The 19,741-nt window shown below is 37.1% G+C and carries 4 protein-coding genes; all 4 read right to left on the reverse strand.

Annotation, left to right across the window (positions count from 1 at the left end):
* On the reverse strand, positions 1-10,003 hold a 10,003-nt coding region (locus tag PWU04_RS10835), incomplete at its 3' end, for a hypothetical protein (RefSeq protein WP_274476123.1).
* Positions 10,004-10,064: 61 nt separating this feature from the next.
* On the reverse strand, positions 10,065-12,407 hold the full coding sequence (locus PWU04_RS10840) for a PorP/SprF family type IX secretion system membrane protein (RefSeq protein WP_274476124.1): 2,343 nt from the start codon (positions 12,405-12,407) through the stop codon (positions 10,065-10,067).
* A 3-nt stretch (positions 12,408-12,410) separates the two neighbouring features.
* Positions 12,411-17,684 carry a T9SS type B sorting domain-containing protein gene (locus PWU04_RS10845; RefSeq protein WP_274476125.1) on the reverse strand — a complete coding sequence of 1,758 codons (5,274 nt, stop codon included), beginning with the start codon at positions 17,682-17,684 and terminating at the stop codon, positions 12,411-12,413.
* Positions 17,685-18,143: 459 nt separating this feature from the next.
* A complete protein-coding gene (locus tag PWU04_RS10850; protein WP_274476126.1) occupies positions 18,144-19,538 on the reverse strand; it encodes a hypothetical protein in 1,395 nt (464 codons plus the stop codon).
* Positions 19,539-19,741: the final 203 nt, after the last annotated feature.

Genomic DNA, 19,741 nt, shown 5'->3' on the forward strand with positions numbered 1-19,741 from the left:
TACCTGTAGCTTCACCGTGACAAAGCACGTCCTGGGTTACCGAAGCCGAAGCCGAAACAGGCTGCAGGGCATTGATGGTAAAGTCGGCCGTTTGTATACATCCGTTAGTATGTTGTACGTAAGCGGTATAGGTATTAGGGGCAAGATCTGTAAAGATGTTACTTGCTCCATAGGTCACTCCGTCAATACTATATTGAAGATCTGGTAAAAGTGCAGGGTTTGCATTTACAACCACTACATTCCCAGGTACATTGTTGGTACAGTTGTCAATAACATCTACCGAAGGCAGGATGTCCACCCCAACAGGAACGTCGAACGTTAATGGAGTAATTTGACAGCCATTGTCATCCTGTACGTAGAAGGTATAGGTCTGTCCTCCCACAAGACCAGCATAGATGAACTGATCTTGAGTAAAGTTAATTCCATCTATACTTGTGTAATAAGGTGGTGTTCCACCAGAGATGGTCACGGTTACCTCACCGTCATTTGCAGCAAGACAGGTCTCGCCGACACCACTTAAAGAAGCAGATAGGGCACTAACTGGTTCGCTTACAATAATATTAGTTAATGCAATTTCACAACCTATTTCGTCGGTTACCATAATGGTATAGTTACCTGCTGATAGGTTATTGAATGTATTGCTAGTTCCATAAGTAAAGCTTGGTGAAATGGCATACTGAAGAACACCTGTACCACCTGAAGCAGTAACTTCGATAGCTCCTGTATTATCACCAGTACATAGTACATCTGCAACAACAGTAGCTGAGGCTGTTATTGGTTGTAAATCTTCTATAACGAAGTCAACTGTTTTGGTACATCCATTGGTATGTTGAGCATAAGCGGTATAGTTACCAGGAGGCAAGTCGGTAAATACATTTGAAGCTGAATATGTAATATCATCCAAGCTATATTGTACTTGACCATCTACTTCAGGGTTTACCGTAATTGTTATAACATTACCAGGTGTATTGTTTGTACAAGTTACATCTACAGAAGCAGCAGGAATTACCTCTACTGGAGCGGCCATGAAATATTCTAAAGCAGGCGAAATGTAACAACCATTACTGTCGGTAACCGCAATTTGATAAAAAATATTTCCAGATAGGCCTGTAAATGTATATTGGTTTGCGGTTATTGTTACTGTTGATGTCGTAACACCGTTAGCCATTAAAGTCACATCATAAGTTCCAGAACCACCAGTAATATCAACTGTAATAGATCCGTCACCCTCATTTAGACATACTTCATCGTTAATAGCGCCTAAAGTAGCAGCAACTGGATCAGGCTCAATAATTTCTACTTGAAGCATTTCGTAACATCCATTTTGATCTTGTACAACTATGTCGTAAATACCAGCTGCTAAATCAGTAAAGATGTTATCATCATAGAATTGGTTCAAGTTTGGAGAAATGGCATACTGACTAACTCCTGTTCCTCCTGAAGCATTTATTGTAATAGTTCCATCTTGTAGACCATTACAAGTAATATCTGTTTTAGTGTGCGATACAACAAGTGGATTTGGATCTATTATGCTAATAATAGAAGAGCTAGCTGTACAATCAGGGCCACTTGTAACATTTACTTGATAATTCCCTGCAGGAAGATTACCAAATATCCCAGTTGTTTGAGGACCTTGAATTACACTGGATGAGTCTAAATCAACCAATTCATAGCTATAATTGCCTAATCCGTTTGAAGCATCAGCAATAATAGTGGCATTAGACCCACCAGCACAACTCACAAAGGCACCAGAAAGATCTAAATCTATTGTTACCGGTAATACTGGTTCCACAACAACTTCATTGGTCATTACAACGGTACAACCATTGGCATCCTGAACGTAATATTGGTAAGTTCCAGGCCCAACGATGAACGAGTTTGAAGCTAATAACGGTAAGAATGTAGTACCATCTGTACTATAGGTATATGGTGCTGTACCGCCAATTGCTTCAATATGCAACTCTGCATCATTAGTACATGTTGGTGTACTTACCATAGATAAGGTGGCTGTTACGGCGTCTGCTGGTTCGGTAATAGTTACATCAGTAGTTGTGAAAGTACAGTTCCATCCATCAGTGATAATTACATGGTAAGTACCAGCGCTTAAATTTCCGAAACTAGTTCCAGGTTGAGGACCAGAAGTTTCACCAGAATCCACATTTACTAAAGTATATAAGTAACCACTTCCTTGTCCACCAGTAGTACCACTAACAGTAATTGTAGCATTATTGTCATTAAAACAGTCCAAAACCGATGGACTGGCTGAAATACTAGCTGAGATTGGAGTAGGTGTTGTCAATGTAATGATAGACGAGCTTACTTCACAAAGGTTAGCATCTGTTACCATTGCGAAATAGGTTCCCGCACCAAGGCCATCAATGGTATTATCTGCTGAGTAGCCTTGAAGTACAGTTCCTGTTCCGTCAGTAAATTGGTATTGATACCCTCCTGCACCTCCAGAAGCTATTGCAGTAATAGTCCCTTGGTCATCTGTACAAGTTGCTTCAGTATAGTTTACTTCTAAATCCAATGCCGTTGGAGGAGAATCTACAGTAATTGTAGCAGTTTGTTCTGTACAGAAAGGTGCAGCTGTTTCTGTAATTTGAACTGTAAAGTTACCTGCAGGCATGTTGTTTATAACCAATGGGTTTGTTGCGGTATCACCAAGTCCACCAATAGCAGGTGATAATGGGTTTCCAGCAGAATCCAATACGCTATAAGAGTATGGTCCTGAATATCCTGAAACGCTCACACTAATAGATCCATCAGTATCACCGTAGCATGTTACTCCTGAAATAGGTGTTGCTGAAGCGGTAATGATATCGAATGGAGGAATATCATAAGGAACTGTTACAGAATAACAACCTGTAGTAGTATCGGTAATTAAGAAAGAATACGAACCTGGTTGTGTTAAAGTAAAGTTACCGATACTTTGAGGTGTACCTGAAGGTAATTGTTGGAACGTAAAGTTTCCTGACCCTCCAATAACTTCAATTTTTATTTCTTCATCACCAGTACAGCTTATAGGTGTAATTTGTGTGATAGTAATATCTGTAATAACTGGTAATGGGTTTATAGTAACAGTAGTTGTAGTTACACAGTTATTGCTGTCCTTTACGTAAAGTGTTATGTTTTGAACACTACCAGTATCTGTTACATCAAATGTGTTGCCGGCAAAATAGTTTAAACCATCAATACTATAGTAGTAGGTTGGTGTTCCTCCAGAGGCCGTAATTGTTATTGTTGACGTCATTACGGTATTATCTGCAGCACAAGCAAAATCTGTTGCCGTGGCTGAAGCCGTAACAGCTGTAGGTTCATCAACTGTAATCGAAATTGTAGCTGTACAGTTTCTGTTGGATGTTACTGTAATATCATAATTACCAGCTGCTAAACCGGTAAAAATTCCATTTCCATTAGTTTGTGCAGCCACAACAGGCGATGTTCCTGTAAGGGTATAAGTATAAGGAGGGTCGTTGTTTGTTGCTGGTAATACAATCGTTATGGTACCATCGTTTCCTCCATTACAACTTACGTCTGTAATATCAACATTAGAAGCATCGAAAACCACAGGTTCTGCAGCTGGTACTTCAGCAGGAATATCAATTGAACATCCAGTAGTTGCGTCTGTAATAGTAATGGTGTACGATCCTGCTGGAACACCAGAGAATTCGTTACCAGATAAACTAACACTAGCAGGAGAAGGAGCGATTGTATAAGTAAACGAACCAGATCCTCCCGATGCATTTACTGTAATAATTCCGTCGCTTACACCACAGTCAGGAGTAGAAGCTATAGATACAGCAGCTGAAGCTTGAACAGGAGTTAATATGTCGATTATTTCTGTATCTGTACACCCATTAGCATCTTGAATGATAACGGTATGTGTTCCAGAATTCAAATTAGATAGAGTAAAAGAGAATGAAGCATCCTCAGTATAGGTAGCATATGCAGAACCATCTATACTATAAGTAAATGGAGCAACACCAACTGTATTATCTCTAGTTACAACTATGCTATAATTGCCCTCATCGTTACAGGTGGTAGTAGTATCCATAGCAATTGAAATTGTTGGAGATGGATCGGTTGGTAATGTAATGTTAGTAGACTGAATACAGCCGTAAGCATCCATAATATAAACTACATAGTCACCACCTTCGGCATTGAATACACCACTAGTTGATCCCGTCCAGGTAGAAGCAGTAGGAGCAGGGTCCCCAACAGCAACCAATTGGTACTGATATGGAGCTGTTCCATATTGCCCAGTTGCAGAGATAACACCAGCATTAGGATTACAGTTATCATTTTTAATTATCGATGCACTTACTTCTAGCAACATGGTAGATTCGGTGATGGTGAATTCTACAGTAGCAGAAGAACAACCATCGTTAGTTCCACCAACTTCAGTTAATAGAATATAGTACATGCCTGGAGCCAATGGGCCAACATTGGTAACTGATTCACTACCTCCAGATAAAGGAGATACACTACCTGTTATACCAGTAGATGTATTAGCTTGAGCATTGAATATTTCGTAATCAACACTTGTAGCCGTAGCATCGTAACCGTTAAATGAGAAAGAAACACTTCCGTCATCGGCACCAGTACAGGTAACATTATTTACTTGATCTAAAGTACTAGTTATGTTTGATGGCGAATCAATTGGACCAGAAGCAGTTTCAAAATAGTAACAATCTGTTACTAAGTCGTGAACTACAAAAGTATATACAACACCAGGAACCAAACCTGTAAAGGTTGATGATTCTGGGGTTCCGGCATCGGCAGATTGATAAGACGATGAATATGGAAGGGTGTTTGTTTCTAAAATAGCAAATTCATAGTTACCACTTAGTACTGCTGCTGTTACAGTAATCACTGCAGTACCACCGGTTGAACAGTCAACGGTTGTAGTAGAAATATCTATAGTAAGATCACTTGGAGGTGAGGCAATACTTATGTTGTTTGTGATAACAGAACATCCGTTGGCATCGATTACATCTACTTGATAAATTCCAAAATCAAGAATGGTAAATGAGTGATCTTCACCTCCTGCAGTTGTTGTATAGGAATCTGAATAGCCAAAGTTATTGCTAACATAGTAGGTATATTCAGCAGTTCCTCCTGTTACATTTTCAACAATAATTTCCCCATATTGTGTGCCGCCAGGATTATTACAGCTAATATCAACCGTTGAAACATTATAAGTAATGGCATCAGGTTGGTTAATAGTAATATTTGCAGTCTCCGTACAAGAGTTTGCATCGGTTACAGTAACTGTGTAATCTCCAGCATTCAATCCTGAGGTCTGACTTCCGTAGTTTTGTCCAGTAGAATTGTTTACTACTTCAATTGTATAAGGAGCAAGTCCGCCTGAAGGAGTTACAGTAATAGCACCAGAACTATCTCCATTACAAAGAATGTCCTGTGCAATAGCCAAGGTTGGAGCATTTAACACTGGTAAAGGCGTTACAGTTACGGTAGCTGTTTGTACCGTACAGCCAATTGCATCTGTAATTATGAAATCGTAAGTCCCTGCATTAGCAGTATTATAAACAAAAGAGTTTCCTGATATAGCAGTAGAAGCAGATAAAGCACCTCCGTTATAAGACGCCTGATAAGCATAAGCTGTAGTTCCGCCATTAATGGTTACTGTAATTTCGGCATCTGGACTCGCTGTACAATCTAAGTTTTTGGTTAAAACAGCAGCAGCAGTTAATTGATCAGCAATAGTTTGGCTAACTGCTACAGAAGTACATCCGTAAGCATCTTGAACAGTAACAGAATATGTTCCTGGCGTTAAGTTGGCAAAAGTGTTACTTGTTTGGTAAGCACCACCATTTAAACTGTAAGTATAAGGGGCAACACCGCCCGTTACATCTACAACAATTGTGGCAGCATCAGTACCGTCGTAACAAAGATCTGACGTAGCATTGATAGTTGCTATAGGAGCTGTAGGTGTTACCAAATTGAATGTTCCAGTAATGGTACATCCTCCAAAATCTTCAATAGTGTAAGTATAACTACCTGCTTGAGATAATCCAGCGAATGTTGAATTATTTTGAGGACCTTCAGTTGAAGCGTCAGGTAATGTTAAGGTGTATTGATTGTTACCCCAACCACCAGTAGTATTAATAGTTACACTACCATCATTTAAACATGTGATAGGAGATACCGTAGTCCCAGCATCAGCAAGTGGAGCTGTAGGTTGGTCTATTGTTACTGAAGTTGTTGCGGTACAGTTTGTTGTTTCGTCTGTAACTACTATTGTGTATGTACCTGCAGCTACATTCGAAACGTTAATTGATGATGACGACTGTCCAGTAATAGCCGAACCACCATTTAAGGTGTAACTATAAGTTCCAGTATATCCAGAGACGTTAAAGATGGCATTCCCAGTAGAGGCACCAAAACAATCAACATTATTAATTACCTGTCCGTTAATTGAGATAGGAGTGATGTCGTTTATAGTATAAGTTTCCTCGTAAGTACAATCTTTAGCATCTGTAACTAAGAAGGTATAAGTTCCTGGAGCAAGACCTGTAAAGGTGTTATTGGTACCATTGTTTACTGTTACAGGTGCAGTAATTTGATACGTATAGGGTGTGTTGGTTCCTACAGTAGTTACTGTTACATCTGATGTTAAATTAGGGCAGTTTACTGCTGTACTACTGAAAGTTAAATCGGTTGGAGGATTTAACTCATCCAAAGTAATGGTATTTGTGGTAACAGTACAACCATTGGCATCCATAACAGTAATGGTATAATCCCCATTCGTTAGATTGGTAAATGTTCCAGAGGCTTGGAAGTTTACTCCGTCAATACTGTATTGATATGGAGGTGTACCACCAGATACGTTAATACCTTCAATCGTACCAGATGTTAAACAAGTATATTCCTGAGTAACAGAAGCAGCGGCTTGAAGTAAAGGAACGTCATTAATAACCACAGTTTCAGTAGTGCTACATGTAACGCCACTCAAAGTATAGTTAATAACGATATTGTATGTTCCTGGTGCAAGGTTTGTAAACGTGTTAGCAGCAGAGAATGTAGTTCCGTTATCAATACTGTAAGCCATAGTATAGCCATTGGAGTTTGTAGTATTGATAGTAATGGTTCCGTCATCGTTACCGTTACATTGAATATCTGTGTGATTCACCGTATACTCTGGATCTTGAACTTGATCTACAACTATTTGAGTAGTAGCAGAACAGTTGTTATAATCTATTACAGTGATATCGTAAGTTCCAGGTGTTGAAACTGTGTAATTTGATGCCGATTGGAATTCGGTAGTACTATTAATAAAATATACATAAGGAGGAGTACCCCCTTCAGCAAGAATATTAAATGCTCCGTCTTCACAGGTTAAAGGCTGTGTAAGAACAACATCGGCTGTAAGTTCTTCAGGAACTATTATGTTAGTATCACCAGAGAAAATACATCCATCGTCGGTATTGATGTTTAATGTGTAATCACCAGCGTTAAGGTTTGAAAAAGTATAAGCATTGTCATCAATTGGTCCAACGTCATTAATAACAGCACCATTTTGAATTAATTCGTAGTAATACTGTGGATTTACGTCATTAACATGAACTGTGATATCTCCAAAATCATCATGACAAAGAGGTTGATTGGTGATTAAATCAACAGAGAAATCACGTTGTCTGATTGGAATATTAGGAATTGTAAAAATACAAGGGTTGATTGGCACACCAATTGGACGGATGAATACCGTATAATCTCCAGGAGTAGTAATTGTAAATATATTACTAGTTTGGTATGGCCCTGAGGCGCTTACAATACTATATTCATAACCAGCAGGTACACCGGTTACAATAATCTGTCCATCTGTGTCACATATAATATCACTATGTGTTTCATCAGGAGTGAATATGTTCTGGTAAACGTTGAAATAGAATCTCTTAAAACATCCATTTTGATAGGTAATGGTTAACTGATATTGACCAGCAGCTGTTACATTATAGGTTGGTCCAGTGCCTACTTCCGTCCATGAGCAAGTAGGAGAGGTGTTCGGACAGTCGGTAGGTGCTTCAGTTGTACAGCTACCTTCGTTAAGAACATCCCAAGTTATACTTGTAGCATCAGTGATATTAGTTTCAATAAGTTGCGTATCATCTGCTCCACACAAGAAAATTTCTGGTAACTCCGTACCATCATTAGGACATACAACTACTTGATTAGCATACGGAGTTACAGGGTTATCCATGTCTGCACCAAAGAGAACAACATTTACCGTTTCGGTAATTGATAAACATGGGTCTGGAGCCGTGTTAACAACTGTATAGGTTCCTGTAGATGTTACTGTTACACTTTGGTTGTTTCCAATAGGTGTACCTGTAGCTGGATCTCCTTGATACCACTGGTATGCTAGGTAACCATCACCAGCAGTTAACGTTACACTTCCACCACAAAGCACTTCTTCTCTTATGTAGTCACAACCGTCAATGCCTACCAAGAAATTTGTAGATCCAGGTATAATATCGCCACAACCGTCAATGGCACTACCACTAGGATCTTGTTCAGCAACTACGTTCCCCGAATTGTAGCTGTAATAAGTTGAATAAGCTAGGTTTTCAATTAGATTAGAACATGCGTCACGCAGTTCATTACATTCATCGACTACTTTTACTTTAATTCGAATAGAATATTCTGGGTCACCTTCTTCAATCAAAGAATCTGGTATAGTAAAAACTAATGAATGGGCAATAGGATCGTATGTGTAAGTTACTCCCGGAGCCCCCGATAAATCGACAGACAAGAAGTCTACATTGGTAGGTAGTACATCTGTGATGGTGTAGTTAGTGGCCCCATCATTTCCTATATTTTGGAATGTTAAAACATAATCAAGTTCTTGACCAAGAGTTACGTTAGCATCATTAATGATATTTCCAGCAGTATCTTCAACTGTTTTAACAAGAGGAATTTCCGGTTGTATAATTTCTATAGCTAAACCATGAAAATAAAAATAGTATTCATCGCCAGTAGTACCTGGTTGAAAAGTTAAACTTGTTTCATTGTTATCTATTACATTATTAGCTGGGTTAGGTACATCTGAAACACCGGCATCTAATCCTCTAGTGTTCGGATCATAAGGGTTACGTGCAGAGAACTGTCCGTTAAGTTTTGTGAATGAGCTGTTAAAATAGTTGTTTTGGTTACGGCCTGTAGGCGTGCTCAATTTAGAACCGTTAAGTTTTAGAAAATCACCATTTTCAGGCCCATCACCTTCAAGAGCAGAAAAGGCATATTTTGCTCTAACAGGTCCCGCAGGAATTGTGCTAAATCCTGAATAAGGGATGTTAAGCGTTGTAGAGTCATCAATGGCACTAAATCCATCAGAAGAGGCAATGTATTTTCCAGGATAGTTAGGGTCTTCGAATACGATGAAAATAGACCACCCCGAAGCTAATCCTGTATCGCCTAATAAGCCTTCACTTGATGTAACATTAGCTACAGTGTAGGTACCTTCTGTGGTTGGTAATACGGTAACAATATCGGTCACATCATAATAACAGGCATAAGGTTTAGCACCGTCATCACCTATTGGAGTACTTCCAGCATCATAAAGGATTTCACCAGTAATATCGGTATAGGAGGTCGCTCCTGGTTCCTTGAATTTAATCTGGTTAATACCACTCCTATCACTACCTTGATAGATAGCACTCCAATAAAGACCTGCATAAACAACATTAAAACAAGTACTTTCGTCAGGCCTTACTAGGTCTGCACTACTGGAACTAAAGGTTGTTGGATCACTGTCTATATCAATATAGACCATATTGGAATTGGAGTTGAAATTGGAATTTCCTCCAGGATTTCCCGAAGAAGCCCTTTCAACTATAGTATTACCTATAAGTAGGATATCTCCTCTAAGGGTTTGTTCGAATCTAGGCGAAAACGGCTGATAGTTTTGCGCTAGAGCCGAAATACCCATCAAAATACATACAGCTATTAAAGCTGATTTCACAAAAGTAGGTGTTTTCATAACGGTTAACATTTATAGCATGTGGGGTATGCTTCAATCAATTTTCTTAGTCTCATACTTTTTAGTATCCATAAAGTAATTTTTCATTGATACTCATTATCCAGATATTTCCGTAATAGGTATTATTTACGTTAGAGTGATAGGAATCGAGAGCCTCGTTCCAAGTATCAAAACGCTTTAAATACACATACATATAGTTGTTTTTAGGGTTTGCAAAAAAGTTGGCGTCTATTCCTTTTTTGTTTAATGTTACCACAAAATATTCAGCATTTGGAAATTCTGAAAATACGTTGGCCACGATATAGTAGCCGGGATCTACGCCGTCAATGTTCATGGAAACGCTTCCCTTAGGGGCATTTCTTTTTTCAGGAACTGTTTTTTTGTCTCCTGAAGCCACAGAGGTTTTGTTGTTATTGTCATTAGATTTGGTATTTGGGGTTGTAATTTTTTTAGAATCAGATGTTTTTGTGTTCGATACTTTAATGCTTGAATTGGAGGCTATTTTTTTATTAGTTCCATTTTCTTTAGAAACTGATGAATTCTTTGAAGCTATAGTTTCATCAGAGCCATTAATTTTACTGGTTGATTTATTGGAGTCATTTTGAGCCAATAATCTATTGGCCTCTTTATTATTTGATTGTTTTTCTTGTGAATTTGCACCGCCATTAATTCTACTTGTCTCATTGGAGTTGTTTGCAGTTGTCGTTTGGGCTAATCTGTTGGTAGGATTTTCTGCCTTAGACTTGCTCATATTTTGCGTATTTGAATTTGTTCCGTAAGAATTGTCGAATACGCGATTTTTAGACGATTCACTTGAAGAAGTATCTGTATTATTATTTGATGGCTGATTATATAATGCAACAGATTGACTAGTAGGTGCATTGCTTTCAACTTGAATGATGTAAAGTTCTTTTTCGGTCCCTGCTTTAAGCTTTACATGGTAGGCGCGAACAGCATCAGGCAATTGGTTGAAGTATTTTAGGTTATACATGCCATTATCATTTCCATTTGCAGGTCGTGAAACAAGATAATACCCTCCTTTAGCATATTTTAAATCATCTATTGATTTAGGCTCAATTGGAGGTGCAGAAGGATTTTCATTTTTAATGATCATGGTTTTTATATTACCATTTTCGGTATTGAAATTCTTTTCCCTTTGTGCATATTCTTGAAGATTTTTGATCTTTTTTTCTAGTTCAGATTTTTTCAAACCAGTAAGGGAATCTTCTTTTAAAAGCATATCCAGTAAATATTGGTTTTGCTCATCTAATTGCGACTGTAGTTCAGAGACGGCCTGTTTTCTTTCAGCTTCAGACATACTTGGGGTATCATTAGGCATAGAGCTATCACCATTATAGGCCAAATCTTCTTGAGATTCCGTTTGGTCTTCATTTTTAGCCTCATCGGTATTCTCGCTTTGATTTTCAGAAGATTGGTTCTGTTGATTTTCTGCTACTACAGGGATATCTCTTTTTACACCTTTTCTTTCTTTTATAGCGAAAGCAATGTTCAATTCGTGGGTAGGGCCAAGGTTTACTAAACCTTCTTTGATAGTCTGCTCGTAGGTATACCCTATTGCCAAACGCTTTGTAAGATAAAAGCCCATACCAGCTCCAACACCGTAATAAGGATCAACTTCAGTTTGTATCCAGCCCATCCTTGGAAAATCGACCATAACACCACCACCTAGACCAAAACCAAATGATTCAGACATTTTACCTCGCAACATTAATCTTAAATTACTGTTGGTAAAGGCACCTACGCCAGCAACAAAGTTATGGGTGTACATTAAATGGCCTGTATAGGTTTTGTCTATAAAATCATTTGCCATTTTACTGGTTTTAAAATCATAATCGATCATATTATCAGCATAGGCACCAATATCAAAATTACCATAGGACAAATTGATACCTGGCTTTATGGTAAGTAATGATGTATTTCTGTAAGCATACAATAACGGATCATCTTGTGCTGTAATGGTTTTGTTAGTGTTAACACCACTACTATAATACGCTAGGTTAAAACCTAAAGTTAAATTCATTTTGCTGCCTAATCGAACATTTCTTGCATAATTGGCTATACCACCAAAGCTTGAAATAACACCTAAACTTTGCTGATATAGACCGATTCCCAATCCAGATTTTTCATTGAATTTACCGGTGTAACTAAGCATGTAAGCTTTAGGTGAGTCGTTATATTGAATCCACTGGTTTCTATGGTACATAGAGATTGTTGTATTATCCTCACGAACGAAAGAAAAGGTTGGATTTTGGATAAAACGGTTATACTTCAGATTATTCTGTGAAGGTACACTTAATGTAAGCACAGGCGTATCCTGTGCCGTTACAGTAGTAAAGGCAAAGTTTAAGCAAATAGTAAACAATATGAAGTAGTGTTTTACCATAAGTTACTTTAACATTGTTATTGATCCTTTTTGAGTTATAATATTATCTTCAAGAATATTGTAATAGTATACTGGGTTCTTTTGTGAAAATTCAAAATCACTTTCAGGCCAATTGTTCATGTAGTTCCTCGCTCTATAGACAACCATTCCATCTGAACCATAAATAATTACTTCAACATTCTCTTTATTTACATATTGGTTAGGTAAGCCCCAATAATCGTTAATACCATCACCGTTAAGTGTTACCACATTAGGAATAGCAACTGCTAAGTTTTCTACCTCGGTAACATGAATCTCTTTCGTTATTTCACAATTACCAACTATGGCAACTAAAGTGTAGGTTCCTTCTTGGGTAATTAAAACTTCATCAGTATTGCTTACAATTGTGCCATTAAAATACCAAGTGTAAATGTTTGCTCCCGATGCGACTGCGGTTATGGTTGTACCTTCAATTAAGGTTGTCTCTTCCGATTGATTAATACTAATTGATTCAGTATCAAATGGAACTATCTGTAATGTGTTTGATGTAACTGTACATCCATCATAGCTTACTTCTAAATAATAGTCACCTTCCTGGGTAATAATAATTGATGGAGAATTACCTAATATTGTAACCGAATTTGAGTTGAACCATTTGTATGTGAATTCCGGATTGGAAACATTAGAAGTTATCTCAACTTCGCTGCCTTCGGCACATAAGACATCTCCTGTAGAAATGTTTACTTGATCAATGAATTTTAACTTTATGTCTAATATGTTGGAAGTAACAGTTGCAAAATCAGGAACTAAAACTTCTAAATGATAAGTATCGTTAGCAGAGTAATCTTCAACAGAGAGGTTTTCATTAGTTTCTCCGGTTAGAGCGATAGAGCCCTTAAACCATTGGTAACTATAATTATAAGGGTTAGCAATCAAATCTATATTCCCTTCCGATGTTACAGCAACAAAAGATTCAATACCCAAAATGGTTTCGGTGCTTTCACATTCATTATAATTGTTAGATGGTGCAATGTTTAAAATCATTTCAGAAGGGTAGTCCATATTAAACACCATTTCTTCTTCCATGATACAACCAAGCGTTTGTGTAACAACTACTTTGTAATCTCCATCTTGATTAAACTGTAGAGTAGGGGTGTTTTCGCCTGATAGTATTATATCATTTCTATACCATTGATAATTCGGTTGAATAGCATCTGTAGTAACTGAAATCGTTTGAATTTCTCCAGGAATGATGGTGCCGTTTTCAGCCCCAGTAGGAGTGATTTCTATAGTTGATTCCTCAATTATCAAAGTGTTTGAGTCAAGTACACACGTCCCAGTATCCACAGTAAGGGTATAGCTTCCTTCTTGAGTGACTGTTATAGAATTTATTGTTGTAGTATTTAAAAGTATTCCATCTTTAAACCAGTTGTATATAAAACCAATTCCAGATATATTACTGTTAATGTCGACTTGTGGATTTTCAGAACACAGTAAACCGCTTGAGGTTATGATTAAAGGTTCATTAGCAGTTAATTCCACAGAAATGGTATTCGATGTAGTTGTTACATTGCCAGGGATATCTATACTCAATTGGTAGTCTCCATTAAGTGAGGAATCATCAATAGTAATGGTCGACATATCTGAGTTAGGTATTGGCGAGCCATTATAAATCCATTGAAAAGTATGATTTATATCTGAATTGTTCATCAAGTCAACTGTACCTTGAGAGGTTGTAGCTGTGAAAGAACTTAATTGTAATGTGATATCGTTGCTTGTACAGGCATCATATCCTGGAGCGACTTCAATACTTATAGTATAACTGTTAGGATAATCTAGTGTGAATATCTTTTCGTTTTCAATGGTGCAACCATCAGTTTGTGAAACAACTACCTTGTATACTCCAGCCTGTGTAGCATTATATAATGAAGAGGTTTCACCAGGAAGCGAAACATCGTCCTTATACCACTGATATGAAGGAGATGTAGCATCTGTTGTAACAGATAGAGTTTTTGTTTCTCCTGGAAGTATAATATCGTTATCTGAAGTATTACCAGTTACTGCTATTTCTCCGTAGGTTAAGGTTAAAGTGTTTGATTCCAAATTACAGTTTCCACTAGTAATGTTAAGCGTGAAATTACCTTCCTGAGATGCATTATAGCTAGGTGCTATCGCTCCAGAAACAGGTATTCCATTTTTATACCATTGGTAGGTATAAGAAGGATCTGTAATGTTAGAAGAAATGCTAGTAGATCCTCCCTCGCAAAGAACACCAGAATTAGAAATTGTTAAGGTTTCTACTGCTAAATCTATTGTAATGGTGTTGGAGCTAACAATTCCATATCCAGGCAATGTTATTTCTAGATAATAGCTACCGTTTACTAAAGTGTTGTCAATATTTAAAGAAGTATTGATAGCTCCTGCGATAGCGGTTCCGTTTTTATACCATTGATAGGTGTAATCATAAGGGTTATTCAATAAATCAATGCTGCCATTACTTGTAGCTGCATTAAAAAGACTTAAATCTAAACTAGTAGAAGTACTAGTACAGCTTTGGTAAAATGCATCTGGAGCTACTTGAACATTAAAACTCAGTGGATAGTTAAGAGTGAATAACTCTTCGTGAGTTATTATACACGCTTCGTCTTGAATAACAATTACTTTATAGTTGCCAGCTTCTGTTGCATTATAACTATTTGTTGTAGCGCCACTAATAATAACATTGTCTTTGTACCATTCAAATTCAGGGTTAATAGCATCGGTATTTACCGTTAACGATTTTAGTTCTCCAGGTATAATAACATCTGTAGTAGGAGAAGTTGGAGTAACGTTAATTTGCCCCAATGTTAAACTTATTGTATTGGACTGCATATTACAGGTACCACTGGTAACCCATAAAGAGTATGTGCCTTCCTCATTTGTGGTGAAATTTGCATTAGTGGCCCCAGATATTGCGGTTCCGTTTTTGTGCCATTGGTATTGGTAGGTTGGATCTGCAATATTTGCGGACAATTCTGTTGAACTTCCATCACATAATGGACCGTCATTGGTTATCGAAATTGGTTGGATAGCCAAGTTTATCGCTAAAGAATTGGAGTTGTTCTGTCCGAAATCGGGAATGGTAACTTCTAGCGTGTAATTTCCATTAGGTTGTGTATTATTAACAGTTATGGTATTGTTGGTTGCTCCAGAGATAGCAGTGCCATCACGGTACCATTGGTAATTGTAATTATAGTTGTTGTTTAAAATATCTATATACCCCGTTGGAGTAGTTGCTCTAAACTGGGTGATGTTCATTGTTACCAAGGTGCTTGAGCAACTTTGGTAAGATGTGTCTGGAGCTATTAAGATTGTAAAACCTGTTGGGTAGTTTAATACGAATTCTATTTCAGTTTGGAGAACACAATCTTCATCTTCTGTTACTACTATTTTATAAGTGCCTGGCTCTAAAGCATTATATGTTGCACTAGTAGCACCACCAATAATAATGTTATCCTTATACCATTCAAATTCAGGGTTTATTGCGTCCGTTGTTATTGTTAGTGGTTTAGTTTGCCCAGGAACGATAATGGCGTTAACAGGAACAGTTGCAGTAGCAGTAATGTTTCCAAGCGCAAGGTTGATAATGTTAGATTGCTTGTTACAGCTACCGCTGGTAATACTCAAATAATAATTACCTTCTTGATTAGCCGTGTAAGATGCTGTTGTTGCTCCAGAAATAGGATTACCGTTAAAATACCACTGATAAGAATACTCAGGGGCTGTTGTGTTAGAAGTGATAACTGTTGAACTACCTTCACAAAGGGCATTAACATTGGAAATAACTACAGGGGCTAGGGCAAGATTAACAGATAAGACATCTGAAGTCACAGTTCCTAAAACAGGTATATCAACCTCTAAAGTATAATCCCCGTTACCAGTTGCATTGTCGATCACCAATGTTGTTGATGTTGCTCCAGTAATAGCAATTCCATCTTTATACCATTGATAAGAAAATCCTAGGCTGTTACCTATTAGATTTATAGTTTCTATTGCAGAAATAGCTTCAAAAAGTGAAATTTCTAATGTTGTACTTGTGCTTACACACTGAGAATACCCAACTGTATTATTCACCAAAAGATTAAACGAACTAGGGTAAATAAAGTTAATGGTACTTTCTTTTTCAATAAAACAAGGTGTGTTTTGTGTTACTATCACTTTGTAGGTTCCGTCTTCGGTTACAGCTAGGTTAGCCTGGTTGGCGCCTGGTATGGCAACATTGTTTCTATACCACTGGTAAGTAGGGGATGTTGCATCTGAGATGGCAGATATATTAATGGTTTCGCCAGGAATGATTACCTGTGGGCCAACAGTGTTTAAATCCAATTGAAAATCGTTGGAATTTAATTGAATAGCGTTTGAATCAAAATAGCAACCATTATGGTTTATCTCTAAATGATACAACCCTTCCGCTGTAGTTTGTAGGGAAGGGGCGTTTGATGTAGGTATGGCAATGTTGTCTTTATACCATGTATAAATGTAGTCCGGATCTTGTAAAACACTGGTTAGTGTTTTGGTTTGAGATGGACAAATTGTAGTCGATCCGTCATCGACATCTATCGTGGGACTAATATCGGGTATAACTTCCACATCTACAATATTGGAATAAGAATCCATTACACAGCTTCCATAATCAACTATAACATAATAGGAGCCAGATGATGTCACATCAATAGTAGGACCTGTTTCTCCGGGAATTTCCACAAAATCTTTATACCATATATAATTGAGATTTGGATAATAGGTTGGTGAGGCGGGACTACCGGTATCGTCTACAGACAAAGTAAAAGTATTGAAGGAACAGACATTAACTGTACTAACATAATTATTTATGGAGAATGGCTGGTTATGAACAGCGTAATATGCAGAAAAAACCGAAGTTGCAGGGCTATAAGCAACAGGGTTGGTGCTTCTAACTCTAATTTTATAATTCTCACCTCCTGTATTGGTAGGAAATCCAAAATTTCCTGAAACTGGTGAAGTGGTATTTGATAACGACTGTAGTGTAGTAGGAGAAGTAAAACTCCCATTTGCATCCGATAATTCTACTATAAATTGATTGCCGGGCCCTAAGCTTGATGATGGATAAAAAGAAAAAGAAACACTATAACTATTGAAGTCACTATCGGCACAAGCCTGAGTAAAACCCAAGTTTGGTGTAAGTATGGTAATTTGTGCATGTGCTTCAACACCCAAGGTAAGGATGAAAATAGAGCACAATAACATACCTGTCCTATTTAGTAGGTTAATTGGTTTCATGTGTTGGTTGTTAGTGGTTTGTTCCTTAGGCTACTAGGAACGATGTCTTTAAGGTTTTAATCTTAAGGACCGAAATTTTTTTTGCTATTAATATCCTTAGGGCCAGATAATTAAATTATTATAATCTCGTTAAAGCCTGATTTAATTTTATTCCATGTAAATTGATTGTTTTCTTTTCCTGTTAAAAGTTTATTATACTCAAATGTATGTCAAGAAGTGCATTTCAACAAGTAAAATTGCATTTAATCGATGAAGTGCAATAAATATCTTCTTTTTAATGGCGGTTTTTTCTTGTTATATTCTGTGAAAAAGTCCTATAGCTGTAGGTAAAACGCTTATTTTCAGTAGTGTATCTTTTCTGTCGAGTTTACTTAAATTAATTTGTTTTTTTATAAGTGATTTAAGTACAGCGTGTTAATTCCTACACTTTGTGCTTTTTATCTGATAATTATTTGTAGGTTATTTAAACAAATCTTCAATTTCGGTCAATTTGTCTTTGATGAATGGGATTTCTATCCCCACTACAAATTGCCAACGTCTGTATTTCCAATTTGGTTGATATTCTTGGTTTTGTAAATAATTCTCAGCGGTAAGTGGGTTTACGAAGCTATTGCCTCCTCCGGTATATGTAGCTCCCATTACTATGTTAGACCAATTAAGCTCCCAATCCCATCCAAATCCTAAATGAAAATAACTATCACCTAAATTAAGATTGTTGAGTGTTTCATCTGATGTGTCTCTTACAATAGCATTAACATCAGAGGAAAAGCTTGTGTAAAGTTTTACTTTTTCCTTCAAGTGATATTCAATTCCTAATCCAAAATTTAAAACACCTTTACGTTGATCCGTATATTTTGGTGTAAAAGGGGAGTCTTCCCCAATGTCTAGAGGAGGGATATCTATTTGATTATATTTTTTTAGTCCAGCGGTGTATTCTAGGTTTATATGAAAAATGTACTTTTTTAATTGTATTCCTGCTCCAATGGCGATACTTAATGGTTCTTTCCTTGTGGTTTTTAGGTCATTTAAATCGTACTCGTAATAAGTGTCTTCTGGAGAGATCCAATCAATTATAAGTTCTTTGTATCGAAAAGCCCCACTTTTTATGACTTCAATGTAGGGTATCGAAATGTTGAGTCCTAGGTTTATATTGTCAAGTTCATAGTTTGCACCTAGTTTTAGAAACAGCCCATATGATTTTTGGTCAAATCCAATTGTTTTTTGAAAATAAGATATGTTGTCATCAGTTTCAATTACTGTTGTATTAAGGTTTTTAAGCCCTCGGTGTCTAAAGACAGATACAAATGAAGAGATACCTAAGCTAATTTGTTGATTGACTTTTACGGCCCAGGTTAGTCCAAACCATTCATCATCCAATTGGTTGTGTAAGCTGTAATCCAATTTATATTGCTCTAATTCTGGAGATGATTGGAAAATATCTGCTTCTGTAGGTGTTCCTCTATAATTTATATTCGTATTAATTGATGATTTATTGATAAAAGATATGGCGAATTTACTATTAAATAGGTTGAAAGTGCTTCCTGCTAGTGAGGGTATTGAGTTGAAATCTTTGTTGCTTACTGTTGTATCTTCTTCGAGAAAGTTGCTAAGTTTTACCTGAGTCATTTGAAACGCTTTAGCACTAATTGCTAAACCACCGGTTTGTAATGTAGTCAGCCGAGAAGGGTTGTAATATGTTAGACCCAAGTCCTGAACACTTCCTGTTACATTTCCGGAAAGTAACATAGAGCGGTTGCCATAGTTGTTGAATTGGTAATTTCCCTGTTGACCAAAACAGGAAATGCTAATTAAAATAGATAGGGATGTTGCTAAAATAATGTCTGAATTTTTCATTTGCACGACTTTTAGCATTGCATTAATTTAAAAGAAGTAGGAGTTGTTGTGTACGGGAAGATGGGGATGTGTTCTAAAGTTACGATATTTTAGAAAAAGTGGAAGATTGAAAATGAGTTATTTTCCTAACTGGGGTTTTCTTGAAACAGGTATTCTGCTTGTAATTGTGTAGTGATGGTATAAAATAAAAAAACCTGCATATC

The sequence above is a fragment of the Mangrovimonas aestuarii genome (genome assembly GCF_028767185.1).
Lineage (GTDB): Bacteria > Bacteroidota > Bacteroidia > Flavobacteriales > Flavobacteriaceae > Mangrovimonas_B > Mangrovimonas_B aestuarii.